This is a genomic window from Faecalibacterium sp. OF04-11AC (assembly GCF_003460645.1).
Taxonomy (GTDB): Bacteria; Bacillota; Clostridia; order Oscillospirales; family Ruminococcaceae; genus Faecalibacterium; species Faecalibacterium prausnitzii_I.
The window spans coordinates 90,392-107,723 of record NZ_QTVP01000008.1 but is presented as its reverse complement, the minus strand read 5'-3'; the positions used below and the strand labels follow the sequence as shown (position 1 = coordinate 107,723).

Genomic DNA, 17,332 nt, shown 5'->3' with positions numbered 1-17,332 from the left:
GAGCGAAAGGCATTACACAAAGTATGTCCCGGAAAGCCACTTGTCTGGATAATGCGGTTGCTGAAAACTTCTTTGGCTTGCTCAAGACGGAACTGTTCTATTTGGAAAAATTCGATTCCGTTGAACAGCTCGAAAAGGCCATTGTTGAGTATATCGATTACTACAACAACTGCCGAATCAAATTAAAACTAAACGGCCTGAGCCTGTGCAATACAGGATTCAGACCGTTCAGGTTGCTTGATTTTAAATTTTGTCTAACTTTTGGGGTTCATTTCAAAACGGCTATGGCCGTTTTTTATTTTACCCTACTCTCTGCCGCTTATCCAGCCGCATCTTATCCGCAATCATTGCGATGAACTCGCTGTTCGTGGGTTTGCCTCTCAGGTTATGAATCGTATACCCGAAATAGCTGTTCAGGGTATCCACGTCACCCCGGTCCCACGCCACCTCGATGGCATGGCGGATGGCGCGCTCCACCCGGCTGGCGGTGGTGCCGTTTTTCTTGGCGATTTCCGGGTACAGGCGCTTGGTCACGGCATTGATGTAATCCGGTTCATCCATCGTCAGGAGGATGGCGTCCCGCAGGAATTGGTAGCCCTTGATGTGGGCAGGGACACCGATCTGGTGCAAAATCTCGGTAACGGTCAGCTCGTCGCTGTCCACGCTGGTCTGCACCAGAACGCGCTTCTCGTGGCCAAGGGCCACCTTGAGAACCCGGCTGGCCAGAACATTTTCGTCAAACGGCTTGACGAAATAGTACGCGAAGCCCTCATCCAGCAGTTCCTGCACCATTTCTTCACTCTGGAACGCACCTGTCACAAAAAACGCGGTGTGGCGCTCCCCGGCGGCATTGTACTTCTGTTTGACGGCCAACGCGTCCAGCCCCGGCATAAATGCATCCAGCAGGACCACTTGCGGCCGCACTGCGAGCATTTTCTGCAGGACTTTCAGCCCGTCTTTCTCCACGACCGTCACCTCGACGCCTTTGAGCTCCAGCGCCTCGCGGCAGGCTGCCGTGACTTCTGCACTGGTATCCGACATCAAAAATTTCACTTTATCCATCGTACTTTCCTCCAATGTGTGCTTCAATCTGTGCAGTTCCCTTAACGATTTATATTTTACCATATTATTCCATTCTTTTCAATGGTTATTTTTGACATATTTAGGAAAGTAATGTCGTTTTGGATTTATTTATTTTGCTATAAATTCCCAGATTTTACTCGGTCACCCGTTCTGCCTGTTCCAGCATGGTCTGCGCAAAGATGCCGTACCCCCGGGTGGGGTCGTTGACCAGCACATGGGTGACTGCCCCCACCAGGCGGCCGTTCTGCACGATGGGGCTCCCGCTCATCCCCTGCACGATGCCGCCCGTCTGGGCCAGCAGTTCCCGGTCCACCACCCGGAGGACCATGTTGCGGCGGGGGTCCGCATCGCTGATCTTCTCAATTTTGACCCGGTAAGCCCGGGGCGTCTCGCCGGAGGTGGTCGTCCAGATCTCAGCGTCCCCAGCCTCCACCTCCTGCGCAAAGGCCACCTCCATCTTTTGGCCTGCAAACCGGGCGCGGGTGCTGCCGTAGACCCCGTTTTCCCCATTGATCCGGATGGTGCCGATGGCGTGGGCACTCAGGAAGCGGCCTTTCAGCTCTCCGGGACTGCCTGCCGTCCCCTTGCTGCATCCGGTGATCTGGCAGGGCACGATCTCGCCGCTGCGCAGGGCGATGCTCTCCCCGGTATCGCTGTCACTGATGGGATGGCCCAGCCCTGCGAACACGCCCTTTTTCTCGTCGGCAAAGGTCAGGGTCCCCACCCCTGCCGAGGAGTCCCGCACCCACATCCCGGCCCGCCACTGGTCTGCCGTGGCGTCCCAGGCAGGGGTCAGGGTGGTTTGCAGCTGTTCCCCGCCGCGGATATAGATGACCTCCACTTCCGCTCCCTGTGCCGCGTCCAGCGCAGCTTTCACGGCGTCATTGTTTTCTGTGGCGGTTTCTCCGATGCAGACCACCCGATCTCCCAGGTGCAGGCCCGCCGCCTTGGCGGGGTTAGCGGTACCGCCATCTGCCCGGTCCACATCGGAAAAGCCCACGATGAGCGCCCCCTCGGAGAACATCTTGACCCCAAAGGGCGTCCCGCAGACGGTTACGCTGGGGCGTGTTGTCACCACCGTGCGGATGGTCTTGACGGGCAGCCAGCCGCCCAGGGCCAGCGTGGTCTGGTAGCTGCCCACCGCGCGGGTGCTGACAACATTCTGGCTCCCGTGCAGGCGCAGCGGCTCCACCCAGCCAAACCGGGGCAGCACAAGGGCCTGCTCAGGTTCCAGGTACACGCGGTCCGGCAGGCAGGCGTTCAGCCAGCCCAGCGCGGCGGCCAGCGCCGCCAGCAGATACACTGCTGCCAGCTTCACCCGCCGTCCTCTTCCGCTCCTGCGGTTCTGCTCTTCCACGCGTTTTGCCCCCTTTTGCGGTTTGGGGGTAGTATGTGCAAAAGAAATGCGAATTATAAACAAAAAAAGCCCCTCAGCCAAAGCTGATGAGCTCATCTGTCTTTATGCGGAAGAAGGGACTTGAACCCTCACTCACGAAGAACTGGTGCCTAAAACCAGCGCGTCTGCCGTTCCGCCACTTCCGCACATACCAACTTGATTAGTTTAGCAAGATTCATGTAAAATGTCAATCATTTGCCGCACGATTCCCCTATTTCCCCCGGTAGACGTTCCTGACTTTCCAGAACCAGCGCACTCGTAAACAGCCCACTGGGCTGTTGTTTACTGCCCCGCCTACGGCGTGGCCGTGCTGTTCAAATCCTCTCCTCCGCACAACAAAAAAACCAGAACACAATGTGTTCTGGTCTTTAGTGCGAAGGAGGGGATTTGAACCCCCAAGGATAAACCACACGCACCTCAAACGTGCGCGTCTGCCAGTTCCGCCACCTTCGCATACATCGGTGGTGCGTCCTGCGGTTTTGAGGTTGAAACCGTTGTGCGGACTGCTTGAGTATATTATCATATTGCTCCTGGAAAGTCAAGCTTTTTCATAGATTTTTTTGGTGCTCATATCCTATAAAAGACCCTTTGAAACAAGAAACAACTTACAAAGGAGGATTTTGGAGATGCGGTTTTCCAAAAAGAATTTTCTGCTCGGTGCAGCACTGTTGTTCTTGGGCACGGCGCTTGGGTTTGGCCTCGGGAATTTCTTTGGTGCGGCACCGCTCATTGGCTGCCGGGAGAACGATTTGACCCCGGTGCCGGACACGGAATTCCTCACACCTGCCCCCAGCTCTGAGCCCGCCGTCTCACAGCCGCCTGCACCACCCGAAAAATGGGTCTGCCTGACTTTTGACGACGGCCCCAGCAAAACAACGCCCGCAGTGCTGGAGGCTCTGAACAATGCAGGGGTCAAAGCGACATTTTTTGTCGTTGCCACGGGCTACAACGAAAAATATCTGCCATTGTTGGCGGAAGCATCCGCCGCCGGGCACCAAATCGCGCTCCACTCTGCCTCCCACGAATACAGCGACATCTACCGCGGCTCTGATGCCTACTGGCAGGACATCGCCCTGCTGAAACAGCGCGTCAGTCCTTACATCAACGCCGAAAGCATTCGATATCTGCGCTTTCCGGGCGGAAGCACCAATACCGTCAGCCGCCGTTATGGCGGAAAAGGGCTGATGAAACAATTAAAATCCGAAGTGGAGCAGAAAGGCTACCAGTGGGTAGACTGGAACGTCTGCGCGGAGGATGCTGTGGGCGGCAAGCCCAGTGCCAGCACTATTTTTCGCAATGTCGTGCGGGAAACGGGCGAGCAGACACAGTGTATTGTTCTGATGCACGACTCCTCTTCTACCCGCACTACGGCGGAAGCGTTGCCGGATATCATTGCATGGTACAAAGATAACGGGTTTGCATTCTGTACGGTGGAGCAGGTCGTGCCGCTGCCATAGCGCAAAAACGCCCCGGAGGGTCTGCAGTGCAGACGTTCCGGGGCGTTTTCATTGAGCCTTATTCTATTAGAATCAGATCACTGTGCTGCCTGGTTGAACAGGACGAATGCACGGTAAGCCATGTACAGGTCGGTCTTGTGGATGATCTCGAACGGAGAGTGCATGGAGAGCACGGGCACGCCGATGTCAATGACGGGGATGCCGCGGTTTGCCACATACTTGGCAATGGTGCCGCCGCCGCCCAGATCCAGACGGCCCAGCTCACCGATCTGCCATGCCACGTCGTTCTCGTCCATCATGCGGGTAACATAGCCCACCAGCTCGGCGGAAGCGTCGTTGGCAGCGCTCTTGCCGCGGCTGCCAGTGTACTTGAACAGGGCGATGCCGCGGCCTGCGTAGGTGCCGTTCTTGGGCTCAAAGGCGCTGGCCCAGGACGGATCGTAAGCGGCGGTCACGTCGGCAGAGAGGCAGACACTGTTCTGGAATGCAATGATGTCATCCTGACCGGCGGCGCGGCAGAGCTGCTGCATAAAGTGGAAGACGTACATGCTCTGCATACCGGTCACGCCGTCGGAGCCGATCTCTTCCTTATCGGTCAGGACGCAGACGGTGGTGAACGCGGGGTTCTTGGTCTCGATCTCCGCCATCAGAGCGGGGTAAGCATCGACCCGGTCATCGTGGCCGTAGGCGCCCAGCAGGGCGCGGTCAAAGCCGACGTCACGGCACTTGTAAGCGGGCACGACCTCGATCTCAGCGCGGGTGAAGTCTTTCTCGGTGATGCCGTACTTCTCGTTGAGGAGGATCATCGTGTTGAGCTTGACGGCCTCCTTGATGTCGGCATCCTCCACAGCCTCGGAGCCGATGAGAATGTTGAGTTCCTCCGCCTTGATGCCCTCGCTCAGCTTCCGCTCGTTCTGCTCAGCCCCCAGATGAGGCAGCAGGTCCGTGATGCAGAAGACGGGATCAGACTCGTCCTCGCCCACATTCACGCTGACGGTGGTGCCGTCGGCACGGGAGAACACGCCGTGGATGGCCAGCGGCATGGTGCCCCACTGATACTTGCGGATGCCGCCATAGTAGTGGGTCTTGAAATAGCTGAAATGGTCGGACTCGTACAGCGGGTTGGGGCGCAGATCCAGGCGGGGGCTGTCGGTGTGGGCAATGACCAGGTGGAAGCCCTCCTCATAGGGACGGGTGCCGATGGTGGAAGCCACAACAGCCTTGTTCAGCTGGATGAAGTAGACCTTATCACCGGGGGCGTAAGTCTTTTTGGGGTCAAACAGCTGGTAGCCAGCGTCTTTCAGCATCTGCTCGCTCTCAGCGGCCACCTCGCGCTCGGTCTTGCCGTTATCGAGGAACTTGCGGTAGCCCTCTGCAAAATCGGCGGCTGCCTTTTTGACATCTGCGGATTTGTCCGCCGCGTAAGCGGGGGTATAGAGCAGCTTTTCGGCCAGCTGCTGGGTCGGAGTTTTTTCTGCCATAGAATTTCTCCTGCCTTTCTGTTTTCTATCCTAGATATTTTAAACCAGCGGGTCTTCCCTGCCGGTTTTACCAAATTTTGTCCGGCTCACGGCGTGCCGTAAAGCCGGGTGTACACGCCGTAGCAGGCGGTGATCTTTTCCACATAGTGGTGCATCTGGTTGTACGGGAAGCCTTTCAGGGTCTGCCCGTCGGAGGAATGCTCCTCCATCTGCAGCAGGGTATCCACCGTGCCCCAGCCGCTGTGGTAGGCAGCCGCTGCCGTGGCTACATCGTTGCTGTAGCGTTCCATGCACAGGTGCAGGTAGTAGCAGCCAAACCGGATGCTCACGGCAGGGTCGTAGAGGTCACCAAATGTCAGGTCCTCGTCCGGGGCGATCTTGCTCCGCAGCCAGAGGAATGTTTCCTCCGTCATCTGCATCAGGCCCCGGGCCTCTACGGTAGAGGTGGCATCCGGGTCAAACCCGCTCTCCGTGCGGATAAACGAGTAGACCAGCAACGGGTCCAGCTGATAGACCTGCGCCCACTGCTCCACAAGGGCCTGATATTTGCGGGGGTAGAGCTGCCGCTCCACGCCCCGGCGGACCGACGGCACCGAGAGCACCACCATCCCCACCAGCGCCAGAAGCACCAGAGCTTTCATCAATTTTTTCAAAATGGACGCGCCACCCCGTCTTTCCCGGCCGCCTCAGCCAGCAGCTGCTCACACAGTGTGTTGGCGGAAGCTTCCAGCGCCTCCAGCGCTCCGTCGTTGCAAAGGACGTAATCCGCATGGGCACGCAGTGTTTCTTCGGGTGTCTGCGCATTCAGGCGGCGGGCAGCCATCTCCGGTGAAATGCCGTCCCGGGCCGCAATGCGGGCCACACTGGTGGCAAAGGGAGCGGTCACGACCGCCAACCGGTCACATTCCGCTTCCGCCTCCGTGCCCACAATGACAGCCCCATCCAGCACAAAGAGGCGGTTTCCAGCTTCCTGCGCCGCCTGTTTCGCTGCCCGGATGCGGCGGAGGATCTCCGGGTGGGTCAGCGCATCCAGCGCCCGCTTGCCCTCCGGCGTTGCAAAGGCTCGGTCTGCCAGCAGGCGGCGGTCCAGCGTGCCATCCGCCCGGAGGATATCGTCCCCGAACCGCTCCGCCAGCCGGGGCAGCAATGGCGAGCCCGGGAGCAAGATCTCCCGGGACATCTGATCGGCATCGGCCAGCGGGACACCGTGTGCAGCAAAAATAGACGTGACCGTGGATTTGCCGCAGCCGCTGCGGCCCGTAATGCCCAGCGTGATCATAGCTTGATCACCCGGAATGCCGCCGCCCGGATCAGGCGGTTGTAAACAGCCATGGAGAGGCCGTCTTTCTGGGGGCAGCGGGCATAGACCACGGAATCTCCCTGCTCATCCAGGGCCCGCAGGCTCCGGAAGATGTGCTTGGCCTGGTCGGCACCATCGCCCTCGCGGCCATACTCCACGCAGGGCACTCCCAGCTTTTCGGCCTCGCCGGTAAAGCAGAGGCAGCTGGGGTTCTGGTCGGCGTGGGCGTCCAAATACGCCTTGAACTGCTCAAAGCTGCCCTCCAGCAGGGTCACATCCGCCTTGGGGGCGTAGTGTTTATACTTCATGCCGGGGCTGCGGACCACAGCGCCCTCCGGCAGCTTTTCGAGGATGGCTTTGGAAACTTCCACTTCCTCGCCGAGGGCGCGTTCCAGCTCTTCCAATGTAATATGACCGGGGCGGAACAGGGTAGGCTTCTCGCCCACCACCGAGATGACGGTGGATTCCACGCCCACCGCGCACTCGCCGCCATCCAAGATCAGCGGCAGGCGGCCATCCATATCGGTAAAGACATCCTGCGCGTTGGTGGGACTGGGCTTGCCGGAGAGGTTGGCCGAGGGAGCTGCAAAGGCGCAGCCGCTCTGCCGGATGATGGCCTGCACCACCGGGTGGCTGGGCATCCGGATGCCCACGGTATCCAGACCGGCACAGCACTCCGCTGCCACCTCCGGGCCGCGGGGCATGATGATGGTCAGGGGGCCAGGGCAGAACGCCGCCATCAGCAGCTGGGCACGCTCCGGCACCTCACTGACAAGGCCGGGCAGCATGTCCGGGCCTGCAATGTGGACGATGAGGGGGTTATCCTGCGGGCGTCCCTTTGCCACAAAGATTTTTTTGACGGCTTCCCCGTTGCGGGCGTCAGCCGCAATACCATACACCGTTTCCGTAGGGAGAGCCACCAGCTCTCCCTGCCGCAGAAGCTCTGCGCCGCGGGCGATGCCTGCCGCATCCGCCGGGCGAAGTTCTGTTTTTATTTTCATACAAATCATCGCTCTTTTCTACTGTAAAGTATAGTTTCTTTACACCGTTTCGTGCGTATTATCTATCGCTTTGCGTGTCCAGCTGGCGCAGCTTTTCAGCCTGCTCGCGCATGGCAAGCGCATCGATGACCTCATCCAGATTGCCGTCCATGATCTTGTCCAGATTATGGACCGTCAGGCCAATGCGGTGGTCCGTGCAGCGGTCCTGCGGGAAGTTGTAGGTGCGGATCTTTTCGCTCCGGTCGCCGGTACCCACCTGCCCCTGCCGGTTGGCGTTGATGGCGTCCTGCTGCTCTTTCTGCTTCTGGGCCAGCAGGCGGCTGCGCAGAATTTCAAGGGCCTTATCTTTATTCTGGAACTGGCTGCGCTCGTTCTGGCATTCTACCACCATGCCGGTGGGGAGATGTGTCACACGGATGGCGCTGGAAGTCTTGTTGATGTGCTGGCCGCCGGCACCCGAAGAGCGGAATGTATCAATGCGGAGGTCTTTCATGTCCAGCGCAAAATCCACTTCCTCGGCCTGGGGCATTACGGCTACCGTTGCCGTGGAGGTGTGGATGCGGCCCTGCGTCTCCGTTTCCGGCACTCGCTGCACTCGGTGGACACCGCTCTCATATTTGAGGCGGTTGTAGGCGCCCCGCCCGTTCACCGCGATGATGGCCTCTTTCACGCCGCCCAGCTCGGTCTCGTTGAGGTTGAGCACTTCCCACTCCCAGCCCCGGCTCTGGACGTACATGCTGTACATCCGCATCAGGCTGTGGGCAAACAGGGCCGCTTCCTCGCCGCCGGCTCCGCCGCGCAGCTCCAAAATCACGCTTTTTTCGTCATTTGCATCCTTGGGCAGCAGCAGAATTTTGAGATTATTTTCCAGCTCCGCCACTTCTTGACTCTTTTCGCCGAGTTCCTGTTGTACCATTTCCTTAAAGTCCGCATCGAGGGTCTCCCCCTCCAGCAGGGCTTTGGCCTGTTCCAGATGATCTTTGGCGGTAACCAGCTTCCGGTAGGCGTCCACCACAGGCTCCAGCTCGTGGTACTCCTGCATCAGGCGGCGGAACAACGCCGGGTCTGCAGCCGTTTCCGGCTGGTTCAGGCGGATGGAAAGCTCCTCAAACCGGTGGCTGACCGCCTCCATTTGGGAAAACAGTTTTGGCATATTGGGCAGTTCTCCTTACAACAATTTCCGAATGTGCTGACAGCTGCAAGGCGCTACACCGTGCCCGGTTTGATGACTTTTTTGATGTTCTTTTCAATTTTTGCGCGGGGCAGCATGACCTCGCGGCCACAGCCCGTGCAGCGGATCCTGAAATCCATGCCCACGCGCAGCACCTCAAAGCTTGCAGCGCCGCAGGGGTGCTTTTTGCGGGTGAGGATGGTATCTCCCACTGCAATGTCCATAAGTGTATCCCTCCTGCTTGTACAAAGTGGTACAGGCCGTATGGGCGGGGCACAACCCCACGCATACAGATATAGTATAAACCAAACTCGTGCAAAATGCAAATATCTGCTGCCGGCTGCGCATATGGTGTACCAGCCTGGTGCCACCAGCCGGACCGCAGGCAAAACACAAGAGAAAGAGGAATGAAAGATGATGCAAACATTCAGAACCGAAAGCAACTACCGCAGTGCTAACCGCCTCTCCCCCGCGGAGCTGCGGGCCGCCATGGCCAACCGCGAGATTTTGCAGAGCACCGCCCTCGCCTTTGATACCCAGCGGCAGCTCCGCTTTGAGCTGGGCGGCACCAAAGCGGTGATGCCCTTTGCCCAGTGTGCCGACGGAGCGGAAAACGGCTCGGTGCGGGATATTGCCGTGCTGACACGGGTGGGCCGCCCCACCTGTTTTATCATTGATCTCTGGATACCGATGAGAGCGGCCAGCCGTTCTACCGGCTCTCCCGGGCTGAGGCCCAGCGGATGTGCAAGGCGGAGTATCTCGACACCCTGACGCCCGGCGATATCCTGCCGTGCACCGTGACCCATATTGAACCCTTTGGCGCGTTTTGTGATGTGGGCTGCGGCATCAGCGCCCTTTTGCCCATTGATTGCATGTCCGTCAGCCGCATTTCTTCCCCCGCTGACCGGGTCAGCGTAGGGCAGCAGATTCTGTGCGCCATTAAGAGCCGGGATGTACAGGGGCGGTTCGTGCTCACCATCCGGGAGCTGCTGGGCACCTGGGCCGAGAACGCCGCCGCTTTTACCGTAGGGGAAACGGTCGTGGGCATCGTGCGGAGCGTGGAGGAATACGGCACCTTTATTGAGATCGCGCCCAACTTGGCCGGGTTGGCGGAAAGCTGCCCCGACCTGCACCCCGGCCAGCCTGTGAGTGTCTACATCAAAAATATCCTCCCGGACAAAATGAAGATCAAGCTGGTCATCGTCAACCACAGCCTGAGCCAGAGCCACCGGTTTGAGCTGCGGTATTTCATCACGGAGGGGCACCTGAATCACTGGCTCTACTCCACCCCGGAGAGCCACAAACGGATCGAGACGGATTTTGCGGTTGCGGCTTGCAATCCGGCCTGAAACCCTTTATACTAGGGTGGAATAGAAAATAAAACCAGAGGAGATGTGTGAACGATGGCCGCCAACGATGCTTTTACTGCCGGAGTACGTCCCGGCGGGCTGACGAACAGCACCGAGATCCGGCTGCTGCTGTGCTATCTGGTCAAGAATGCCGGGCCCATTACCCGGACGGAGATCGAAAACGCCCTGATGGAGGAAGCGCTGGTCAATTACTTTGAGATCGGCTCCTGTCTGGACGATATTACCCGGCAGAGCCTTGTCACTTTGCAGAACGACCGCTACGCCATCACGGAGAAAGGCCGCAAGGTAGCGCAGGAGCTGGCCTACGATCTGCCCCGCAGTGTGCGGGAGCGAGCGGTGGCTGCCGTGCTGCGCGCCCAGACCTGGGCCCGGAAAGAGGCAGAGTACAGTGCCCGCATCACCGAAAAAGAGGATGGGCACTGTTCCGTCCGCTGCACGGTCAAAGCGCTGGACCAGGAGCTGTTCTGCCTGGATTTGGGCACCCCGGACCGTCTGAGCGCCGAGCTGGTCAAAAAGCAGTTCATCCTGAAAGGCAATGAGATCTATCAGATGCTCATTACCAAATTGACCGAAGAAAAAAACTGATTTTTGCAGGAACCGAAGACCCCCGCCGCAGCGGCCTAAGATAGGCCGGGCTGTAAGGCGAGGGTCTTTTTTCTTTGTTAATTTTTCTACTTTTATTACCTGCCCCGGGAGCGGGTCGTCGCCCTGTGGGAGGCTTCAAAGCCCATGTTCTGCCCGGCAAAAAAGAGAAATAAAGGCTCTTACTGCTTTCCCAGCTGCCAGAACGCCACGGCGCTGGCTGCCGCCACATTGAGGGAGTCCACCCCGTGGGACATGGGGATCTTGACCGTGTAATCGCAGGCGGCAATGGTGGAGCAGGCCAGGCCGTCGCCCTCGGTGCCCAGCACGATGGCAAGCTTGGGTTCCTTGGCCAGCTGTTCGTCGTCGATGCTGACAGAACGGTCACTCAGGGCCATGGCAGCCGTTTTGAAGCCCAGCGCATGGAGCTGCTCCATTCCCTTTTCCGGCCAGTCGGCGGGCGTCTGGCCGATCTGCGCCCAGGGCACCTGAAAGACAGTTCCCATGCTCACCCGCACCGCCCGGCGGCAGAGCGGGTCACAGCAGGAGGGGTTGATGAGGACGGCATCCATGTTGAGGGCCGCTGCACTGCGGAAGATGGCCCCCACGTTGGTAGAATCCACAATGCCCTCCAGAACAGCCACCCGCCGGGCATTTTTGCAGAGTTCTTCCACGGAACGGGCTGCCGGACGGCGGAATGCGCAGAGCACGCCCCGGGTAAGTTCAAAGCCCGTCAGAGCCGCCAGCAGCTCTCGATCCGCCGTGTAAACAGGAGCATCTCCGCAGCGGGTCAGGATCTCTGCCGCCGGACCGGTGATCTGTTTGCGCTCCATCAAAAGGGAGAGCGGCTGATAGCCTGCATCCAGCGCCCGGGAAATAACTTTGGGGCTCTCGGCAATAAAGATGCCTTTCTCCGGCTCCAGACGATTGCGCAGCTGGTTCTGGGTCAGCCGGGCGTAGGGGTCCAACTCCGGGGCGTGAAAATCGGTGATCTCGATGATATTCGGCATAGGATGCTCTCCTTTGGCATTGTTCAGAATTGTGTGGCCTTATTCTAGCACATCCGGCTCCAGAATGCAAAAATGCAGAGTCCGCCTTTGGCTGGCATATCATTTCCACATGTCAGCCATACCCCGGAATCTATCTTGTGCTTTTTGCCGAATGTGCTTATAATAAAGGAGCTGCCTTTTGCGGCGGCAGTCTTTGAAATTTAAGAGAGGTGGAATACTCCATGCAGACCAGCTCGGCGTCCAAGCGCCTGCTGCACGGCCAGATGTCGGAATCGTTCGTCACGGCCATGTTTTTGTCCCTTTCAGGCGGCTTACAGGACGCATATACCTACTTTTTCCGCGGCAAGGTTTACGCCAATGCCCAGACGGGCAACATCGTGTTGCTGAGCCAGCACCTGTTTACCGGAGATTTTCTCACAGCGCTTCATTACCTGATCCCGCTGGTCGCTTTCGCTTCCGGCATCCTGGCGGCGGAACTGTTCCGGGAACACTTCCAGAGCCTGAAAGCCCTGCACTGGCGGCAGATGATCGTTCTGGCAGAGATCCTGCTCCTGTTCAGCGTGGGATTTTTCCCGCAGGAGCTGAACCTGCTGGCCAACGCCATCGTCTCGTTCTCCTGCGCCATGCAGGTACAGACGTTCCGCAAGGTGAACGGCTATGCATATGCCAGCACCATGTGCATCGGCAACATGCGCAGCGGCATGGAAGCTCTGGCTGTCTGGATCGTCAAGCACGACCCCAAAGCCCTGCGCAAAGTTTCCATTATTTGGACATCATCTTCCTGTTTGGCGTGGGTGCGGGCCTTGGCTGGGTGGCCGTGGAGCATTTTGCCACCCGGGCCATCTGGTGGTCCTGCCTGCTGCTGGTCATCTGCTTCGCGCTGATGTTCATTCGGGAAGATCTGGAGGACAACCCCGCCATTGAGCAGGACCTTGCCGAGATCCGGCAGGAAGCAGGCGAGATCGACCACCTGCTGAAAGAGGAACTGCACGAGGAGCACGAGGCTCTCCGCGATACGCTGGAACACAAAAACTGAATCTATTTTTCAAATGGCCGCTTTTTTCCTCCCGCCGGGGGATGGGCGGCCTTTTTGCATCCATTCTTCCGGGGAATGGATGTGATGAAAATTCCGTATTCTACAAATATCATACTGGATGCCTCCAATCCCATCGTTCTGGTGCGGGCTGCCACAGAAACCGAGTGTGAAAACGGCATCTACCTGGTCAACGGCGAAACGATCTGCTCCTGCCCCGAGGAAGTGGCCCAGAAGTCCGGCCGCGCTACCACCAAAGAGGAGGCCACCAAGGGCACCATGGCCGTGGGCGAGATCGCAGGCTGCGCAGGCGGGAAACGGAGCTGCCCCAGGTACGGGCATTCATCCAGACCGTCTGTGAGCGGGAGAACATCCCCTCCCCCGTGCCGCGCGTCTGACCGATTTTCAAAACCGCAGTCCACTTGCAGTCTTATGCAGGCAGGCTGCGGTTTTTGTCATTTTCTCGCAGAATCCAATTGCAGAGCCGTAATTGGTGTGGTATACTATTAACATTGTGTTATTGAAACAGGAAGAGGGGTCAACGAATGAAAAAAGGCTTTGACAACGATAAATATCTTCTCATGCAGTCCCAGCACATCCGGGAGCGCATTGCCCAGTTTGACAACAAGCTCTACCTGGAGTTTGGCGGCAAGCTGTTTGATGACTACCACGCCTCCCGCGTGCTGCCCGGCTTCCAGCCGGATTCCAAGCTGCAGATGCTGCTCCAGCTGAAAGACCAGGCGGAGATCGTCATCGTCATCAGCGCGGAGGACATCATCAGCAGCAAGGTTCGCGGTGATTACGGCATCACCTATGATCTGGACGTGCTCCGCCTCATCGACGCGTTCCAGGGCGTTGGCCTGTTTGTGGGCAGTGTCTGCATCACCATGTACACCGCCGCCCCCGAGGTGGAGCAGTTTGAGCAGCGGCTCAACGGGCTGGGCATCCGGACGTTCCGCCACTACAAGATCCCCGGCTACCCCAACGATGTGGCCCGCATCGTCAGCGACGAGGGCTACGGCAAGAACGAGTACATCGAGACCCAGCGCCCGCTGGTGGTCATCACGGCCCCCGGCCCCGGCAGCGGCAAAATGGCCACCTGTCTGTCCCAGCTGTACCACGAGTACAAGCGAGGCGTCAAGGCCGGTTACGCCAAGTTTGAAACGTTCCCCATCTGGAACATTCCCCTCAAACACCCGGTCAACCTGGCCTACGAGGCCGCTACCGCCGACCTGAACGATGTGAACATGATCGACCCGTTTCATCTGGAGGCCTACGGCAAGACCGCTGTCAACTACAACCGCGACATTGAGATCTTCCCGGTGGTCAACGCCATGTTTGAGCTGATCGCGGGCAAGAGCCCCTACCACTCTCCCACCGACATGGGCGTGAACATGGCCGGCAACTGCATTGTGGACGATGCTGTCTGCCGCGAGGCTTCCCGCAATGAGATCGTCCGCCGCTACTTCAAGGCCCTGTGCGACCAGAAAGTCAGCGGAAACGCCAGCAGTGAGCTGTTCAAGCTGGAACTGCTCCTCAATCAGGCAGGCCTCACCGTGGGCAGCCGCCCGGTAGAGCAGCAGTCTCACGCTATCTCTGAGAAGACCGGCGGTGCTCCCGCTGCCGCCATCCAGCTGCCGGACGGTACCGTTGTCACCGGCAAGACCGGCCCTCTGCTGGGTGCTGCTTCCTCTGCCCTGCTGAATGCCCTCAAGAAGCTGGCCGGCATCGACCAGGAAGAAGACCTCGTCTCCTGCCGCGCCATTGAGCCCATCCAGACCCTGAAAACCAATTATCTGGGCAGCAAGAACCCCCGCCTGCACACCGACGAGATCCTGATTGCCCTTTCCAGCTCGGCTGCCGAGAACGAGACTGCCGCCAAGGCCCTGCGCCAGCTCTCCAAGCTGAAAGGCTGCGACATGCACTCGACCGTCATCCTGTCCAGTGTGGACACCGATACCATCAAACGGCTGGGCATGTACCTGACCTGTGAGCCGGTTTATGAGGAAGAGGACCGCAAGTACCACAAGCGCTGATTTTCCTCCCCTATGACACAAAAAGCCCGTTCCGCGAAGCTTTCACGGAACGGGCTTTTCTGATGCGTTTTATTCGGAATAGTGTGCCAGGAACTGTTTGGTGCGCTCCTCCTTGGGATGGTCGATGAGCTCTTTGGCAGGGCCCTCTTCCACCACCACGCCGCCATCCATAAAGAGGATGCGGTCTGCCACGTCGCGGGCAAAGTGCATCTCGTGGGTGACGATGATCATCGTGGTCTTCCGATCGGCCAGGTCTCGCAGCACCCGGAGGACTTCGCCGGTCAGCTCCGGGTCCAGCGCGGAAGTGGGCTCGTCAAAGCAGAGGATGTCCGGGTGGAGAGCCAGCGCGCGGGCAATGGCCACGCGCTGCTGCTGGCCGCCGGAGAGCTGGTGCGGGTAGTGGTTTGCCCGCTCCGAGAGGCCCATCTGGGCCAGCAGCTCTCTGGCCTGTGCTTCCAGCTCGGCGTGGATGGCCTTTTTGTTGGTCTTATAATCCGGCCGCTCCTTTGCCAGCAGCTCTCCGGCCAACATTACATTCTGCAGGGCCGTGTACTGCGGGAAGAGGTTGAAGTTCTGGAACACGAGGCCGAAGTGGAGCCGCTTTTTGCGGATCTCGCTCTCCCGCTGGGTGGCGGGGTCGGCGGCATCCCACATGGTCTCACCGTTGACCTTGATGACGCCGGTATCCGGCCGCTCCAGAAAGTTGAGGCAGCGCAGCAGCGTGGTTTTGCCAGAACCGGAGGAACCAATGATCGCCAGCGCCTCGCCTTTTTCCAAAGTCAGTGAAATGTCCTTGAGGACCTTGGTGTCCTCAAAATTTTTCCCGATGCCGGAGGCTTCGAGTAATGCCATAATGTTTCGCCCTCCTCAGCAGCGGAAATAGTCCATTTTCTTTTCAGCCCAGTTGAACAGGAGCGTGAGGGCTCCCACAAAGACCAGGAAGAAGATCGCGGTGGAAAACAGAGGCCAGATGAGGCCCTTTGCGCTGTATTCCTTTGCCATCATGATGATCTCTTTGTTTGCAATGGTGTTGGCCAGCGAGGTATCCTTGACCAGGGTAATGATCTCATTGCCCATGGGAGGCAGGATCCGTTTGACCACCTGCAGCAATGTGACCTTGAAGAAGATCTGGGTCTTGGTCATGCCCAGCACCTGCCCGGCCTCAGTCTGGCCCTTGGGCACCGCCTCGATGCCGCCGCGGTAGATCTCCGAGAAGTAGCAGGCGTAGTTGATGGCAAAAGCCACCACCGCCGCCACCAGACGGCCATTGGAGCCGGAGGGCCAGGGATTATTGAAGCCCATCAGGCCCGGCTAAATAGATGACGATGATCTGAAGCATCAGCGGGGTGCCGCGGATGATCCAGACGAACGTCTTGACGGCCCCCCGCAGGGGGGCGCAGCGGCTCATGGAGCCAAACGCCACCACCAGCCCCAGCGGCAGGGAGAACACCAGTGTCCAGAAAAAGAGCTCACAGTTGAGCAGAAACGCGCCGGAAAGGCGCTCAAGAATCACAGCCACAAATACACACCCATCAATTCAAACGTACGTTCGGTTTTTACTCTGCCAGAGTCAGACCATATTTCTCGGCCAGAGCGCCCATGGTGCCATCGGCCTTGAGCTCGTCAAAGGCGGTGTCCACAGCGGCGGCCACATCGCTGCCCTTGCGGAATGCCACGCCGTACTCTTCCACGTTCAGCTCGTCCACCATTTTCAGGTTGGCGTAATCGGTGCCTTCGCCGATCATGGCCGAAGCCAGGGTCAGGTCCAGCACAGCAGCGTCGGCGGTGCCGGCGGCGACTTCCATCAGGCAGTCAGTCTGGACGCTCTTGGAAACGTAATCGGCCTGTGCCAGGTTCTCGTCCTCCTGGATGGTGGTCTCACCGGCGGAACCGGCCTCGGCGACCACGGTCTTACCCACGAGGTCTGCGGTGGAGGTGTACTCGGTGCCATCCTTGACCACAACGACCTGTGCGTTCTTGACGTAGGGCTTGGTGCAGGCCATGTTCTCCTCACGGTCATCCGTCAGGGTCAGGCCGTTCCAGATGCAGTCGATGCTCTTGGCGGCCAGCTCGGTCTCCTTGGTGTCCCAGTTGATCTCCACGAACTCCGGCTCCACACCCAGCTTCTCGCAGACGGCGGTTGCCAGCTCGGTGTCAAAGCCCGTAAAGTTGCCGTCAGCATCGGTGTAGTTCATGGGCTCATACACGGTGTAGCCAATGACCATCTTGCCGTTGGACTGGAGGTAGGCCAGGTCGCTGTCCGCGTCCGAGACAGCGGAAGCAGCGGCAGAACCAGCCGCCGCGCTGGAAGCCGTGGAAGAAGCAGCCGTGCTGGAAGCACCACCACAGGCAGCCAGGCTCAGTGCCATGGCACCGACCAGAAATGCAGATACGATTCGTTTCATAAGATAT

The 17,332-nt window shown here is 58.8% G+C and carries 17 protein-coding genes, 2 tRNA genes and 3 pseudogenes; 8 read left to right on the top strand and 14 right to left on the bottom strand.

Annotated features, from left to right (window positions below; translation table 11 throughout):
- Nucleotides 1–241, top strand: a pseudogene (locus tag DXA70_RS06160) (IS3 family transposase); the annotation flags it as partial.
- A 59-nt stretch (nucleotides 242–300) separates the two neighbouring features.
- On the opposite strand, the gene spo0A reads toward DXA70_RS06160, so the two are convergent.
- The 4 genes from spo0A to DXA70_RS06140 form a co-directional block, all read right to left on the bottom strand.
- Entirely contained in the window at nucleotides 301–1,062 is a 762-nt protein-coding gene (gene spo0A / locus DXA70_RS06155) for a sporulation transcription factor Spo0A (RefSeq protein ID WP_199522855.1), read from the bottom strand.
- A 154-nt stretch (nucleotides 1,063–1,216) separates the two neighbouring features.
- On the bottom strand, nucleotides 1,217–2,401 hold the full coding sequence (gene spoIVB, locus DXA70_RS06150) for a SpoIVB peptidase (RefSeq protein WP_243001161.1): 1,185 nt from the start codon (nucleotides 2,399–2,401) through the stop codon (nucleotides 1,217–1,219).
- A 144-nt stretch (nucleotides 2,402–2,545) separates the two neighbouring features.
- A tRNA-Leu gene (locus tag DXA70_RS06145) sits at nucleotides 2,546–2,625 on the bottom strand.
- Nucleotides 2,626–2,851: 226 nt separating this feature from the next.
- A tRNA-Leu gene (locus tag DXA70_RS06140) sits at nucleotides 2,852–2,932 on the bottom strand.
- Between the two features lie 173 nt (nucleotides 2,933–3,105).
- Here DXA70_RS06140 and DXA70_RS06135 point away from each other — a divergent pair.
- Complete coding sequence (locus DXA70_RS06135; RefSeq protein WP_112114812.1) at nucleotides 3,106–3,936, top strand: polysaccharide deacetylase family protein; 831 nt, start codon at nucleotides 3,106–3,108, stop codon at nucleotides 3,934–3,936.
- A 77-nt stretch (nucleotides 3,937–4,013) separates the two neighbouring features.
- Here the strand turns inward: DXA70_RS06135 and DXA70_RS06130 are convergent, their stop codons facing one another.
- From DXA70_RS06130 to DXA70_RS06105, 6 genes are all read right to left on the bottom strand, one after another.
- Nucleotides 4,014–5,417 (bottom strand): aminopeptidase, encoded by a 1,404-nt coding sequence (locus DXA70_RS06130; RefSeq protein ID WP_128117906.1) that lies wholly within the window; start codon nucleotides 5,415–5,417, stop codon nucleotides 4,014–4,016.
- A gap of 86 nt (nucleotides 5,418–5,503) precedes the next feature.
- On the bottom strand, nucleotides 5,504–6,070 hold the full coding sequence (locus DXA70_RS06125) for a lytic transglycosylase domain-containing protein (protein ID WP_243001159.1): 567 nt from the start codon (nucleotides 6,068–6,070) through the stop codon (nucleotides 5,504–5,506).
- Nucleotides 6,067–6,696 (bottom strand): dephospho-CoA kinase, encoded by a 630-nt coding sequence (gene coaE, locus DXA70_RS06120; RefSeq protein WP_128117905.1) that lies wholly within the window; start codon nucleotides 6,694–6,696, stop codon nucleotides 6,067–6,069. Before coaE ends, DXA70_RS06125 begins: the two co-directional genes overlap by 4 nt.
- A complete protein-coding gene (locus tag DXA70_RS06115) occupies nucleotides 6,693–7,718 on the bottom strand; it encodes an L-threonylcarbamoyladenylate synthase (RefSeq protein WP_128117904.1) in 1,026 nt (341 codons plus the stop codon). The genes coaE and DXA70_RS06115 overlap by 4 nt, the downstream gene beginning before the upstream one ends.
- Before the next feature lie 58 nt (nucleotides 7,719–7,776).
- Complete coding sequence (prfA, locus tag DXA70_RS06110) at nucleotides 7,777–8,871, bottom strand: peptide chain release factor 1 (protein WP_128117903.1); 1,095 nt, start codon at nucleotides 8,869–8,871, stop codon at nucleotides 7,777–7,779.
- A gap of 53 nt (nucleotides 8,872–8,924) precedes the next feature.
- Nucleotides 8,925–9,113: a DUF951 domain-containing protein gene (locus DXA70_RS06105; RefSeq protein ID WP_022257080.1), complete on the bottom strand. Its 189-nt coding sequence runs from the start codon at nucleotides 9,111–9,113 to the stop codon at nucleotides 8,925–8,927.
- A gap of 190 nt (nucleotides 9,114–9,303) precedes the next feature.
- On the opposite strand from DXA70_RS06105, the pseudogene DXA70_RS06100 reads away from it, so the two are divergent.
- A pseudogene (locus tag DXA70_RS06100) lies at nucleotides 9,304–10,238 on the top strand (S1 RNA-binding domain-containing protein).
- A gap of 54 nt (nucleotides 10,239–10,292) precedes the next feature.
- Nucleotides 10,293–10,844 (top strand): DUF4364 family protein, encoded by a 552-nt coding sequence (locus DXA70_RS06095; RefSeq protein WP_128117902.1) that lies wholly within the window; start codon nucleotides 10,293–10,295, stop codon nucleotides 10,842–10,844.
- Nucleotides 10,845–11,023: 179 nt separating this feature from the next.
- Here the strand turns inward: DXA70_RS06095 and DXA70_RS06090 are convergent, their stop codons facing one another.
- A complete protein-coding gene (locus DXA70_RS06090) occupies nucleotides 11,024–11,851 on the bottom strand; it encodes an RNA methyltransferase (RefSeq protein ID WP_128117901.1) in 828 nt (275 codons plus the stop codon).
- Nucleotides 11,852–12,072: 221 nt separating this feature from the next.
- Here DXA70_RS06090 and DXA70_RS06085 point away from each other — a divergent pair, with 221 nt between their 5' ends.
- The 4 genes from DXA70_RS06085 to DXA70_RS06075 all read left to right on the top strand — a co-directional run bounded on the left by DXA70_RS06085 (nucleotide 12,073) and on the right by DXA70_RS06075 (nucleotide 14,920).
- Nucleotides 12,073–12,735 carry a YoaK family protein gene (locus tag DXA70_RS06085; RefSeq protein WP_347553503.1) on the top strand — a complete coding sequence of 221 codons (663 nt, stop codon included), beginning with the start codon at nucleotides 12,073–12,075 and terminating at the stop codon, nucleotides 12,733–12,735.
- Nucleotides 12,669–12,887 carry a hypothetical protein gene (locus DXA70_RS15355; RefSeq protein WP_347553502.1) on the top strand — a complete coding sequence of 73 codons (219 nt, stop codon included), beginning with the start codon at nucleotides 12,669–12,671 and terminating at the stop codon, nucleotides 12,885–12,887. Before DXA70_RS06085 ends, DXA70_RS15355 begins: the two co-directional genes overlap by 67 nt.
- 84 nt (nucleotides 12,888–12,971) lie before the next feature.
- A complete protein-coding gene (locus tag DXA70_RS06080; protein ID WP_128117900.1) occupies nucleotides 12,972–13,394 on the top strand; it encodes a hypothetical protein in 423 nt (140 codons plus the stop codon).
- Nucleotides 13,395–13,429: 35 nt separating this feature from the next.
- Nucleotides 13,430–14,920, top strand: coding sequence for a DUF1846 domain-containing protein (locus tag DXA70_RS06075; RefSeq protein ID WP_128117899.1), 1,491 nt, complete (start codon nucleotides 13,430–13,432; stop codon nucleotides 14,918–14,920).
- Between the two features lie 69 nt (nucleotides 14,921–14,989).
- Here the strand turns inward: DXA70_RS06075 and DXA70_RS06070 are convergent, their stop codons facing one another.
- From DXA70_RS06070 to DXA70_RS06060, 3 genes and pseudogenes are all read right to left on the bottom strand, one after another.
- Nucleotides 14,990–15,772, bottom strand: a complete 783-nt coding sequence (locus DXA70_RS06070) for an amino acid ABC transporter ATP-binding protein (protein WP_128117898.1) — start codon at nucleotides 15,770–15,772, stop codon at nucleotides 14,990–14,992.
- A 15-nt stretch (nucleotides 15,773–15,787) separates the two neighbouring features.
- Nucleotides 15,788–16,433 (bottom strand): annotated as a pseudogene (locus DXA70_RS06065) (amino acid ABC transporter permease).
- Nucleotides 16,434–16,476: 43 nt separating this feature from the next.
- Nucleotides 16,477–17,325 (bottom strand): amino acid ABC transporter substrate-binding protein, encoded by an 849-nt coding sequence (locus DXA70_RS06060; RefSeq protein ID WP_128117897.1) that lies wholly within the window; start codon nucleotides 17,323–17,325, stop codon nucleotides 16,477–16,479.
- Between the last annotated feature and the right edge of the window lie 7 nt (nucleotides 17,326–17,332).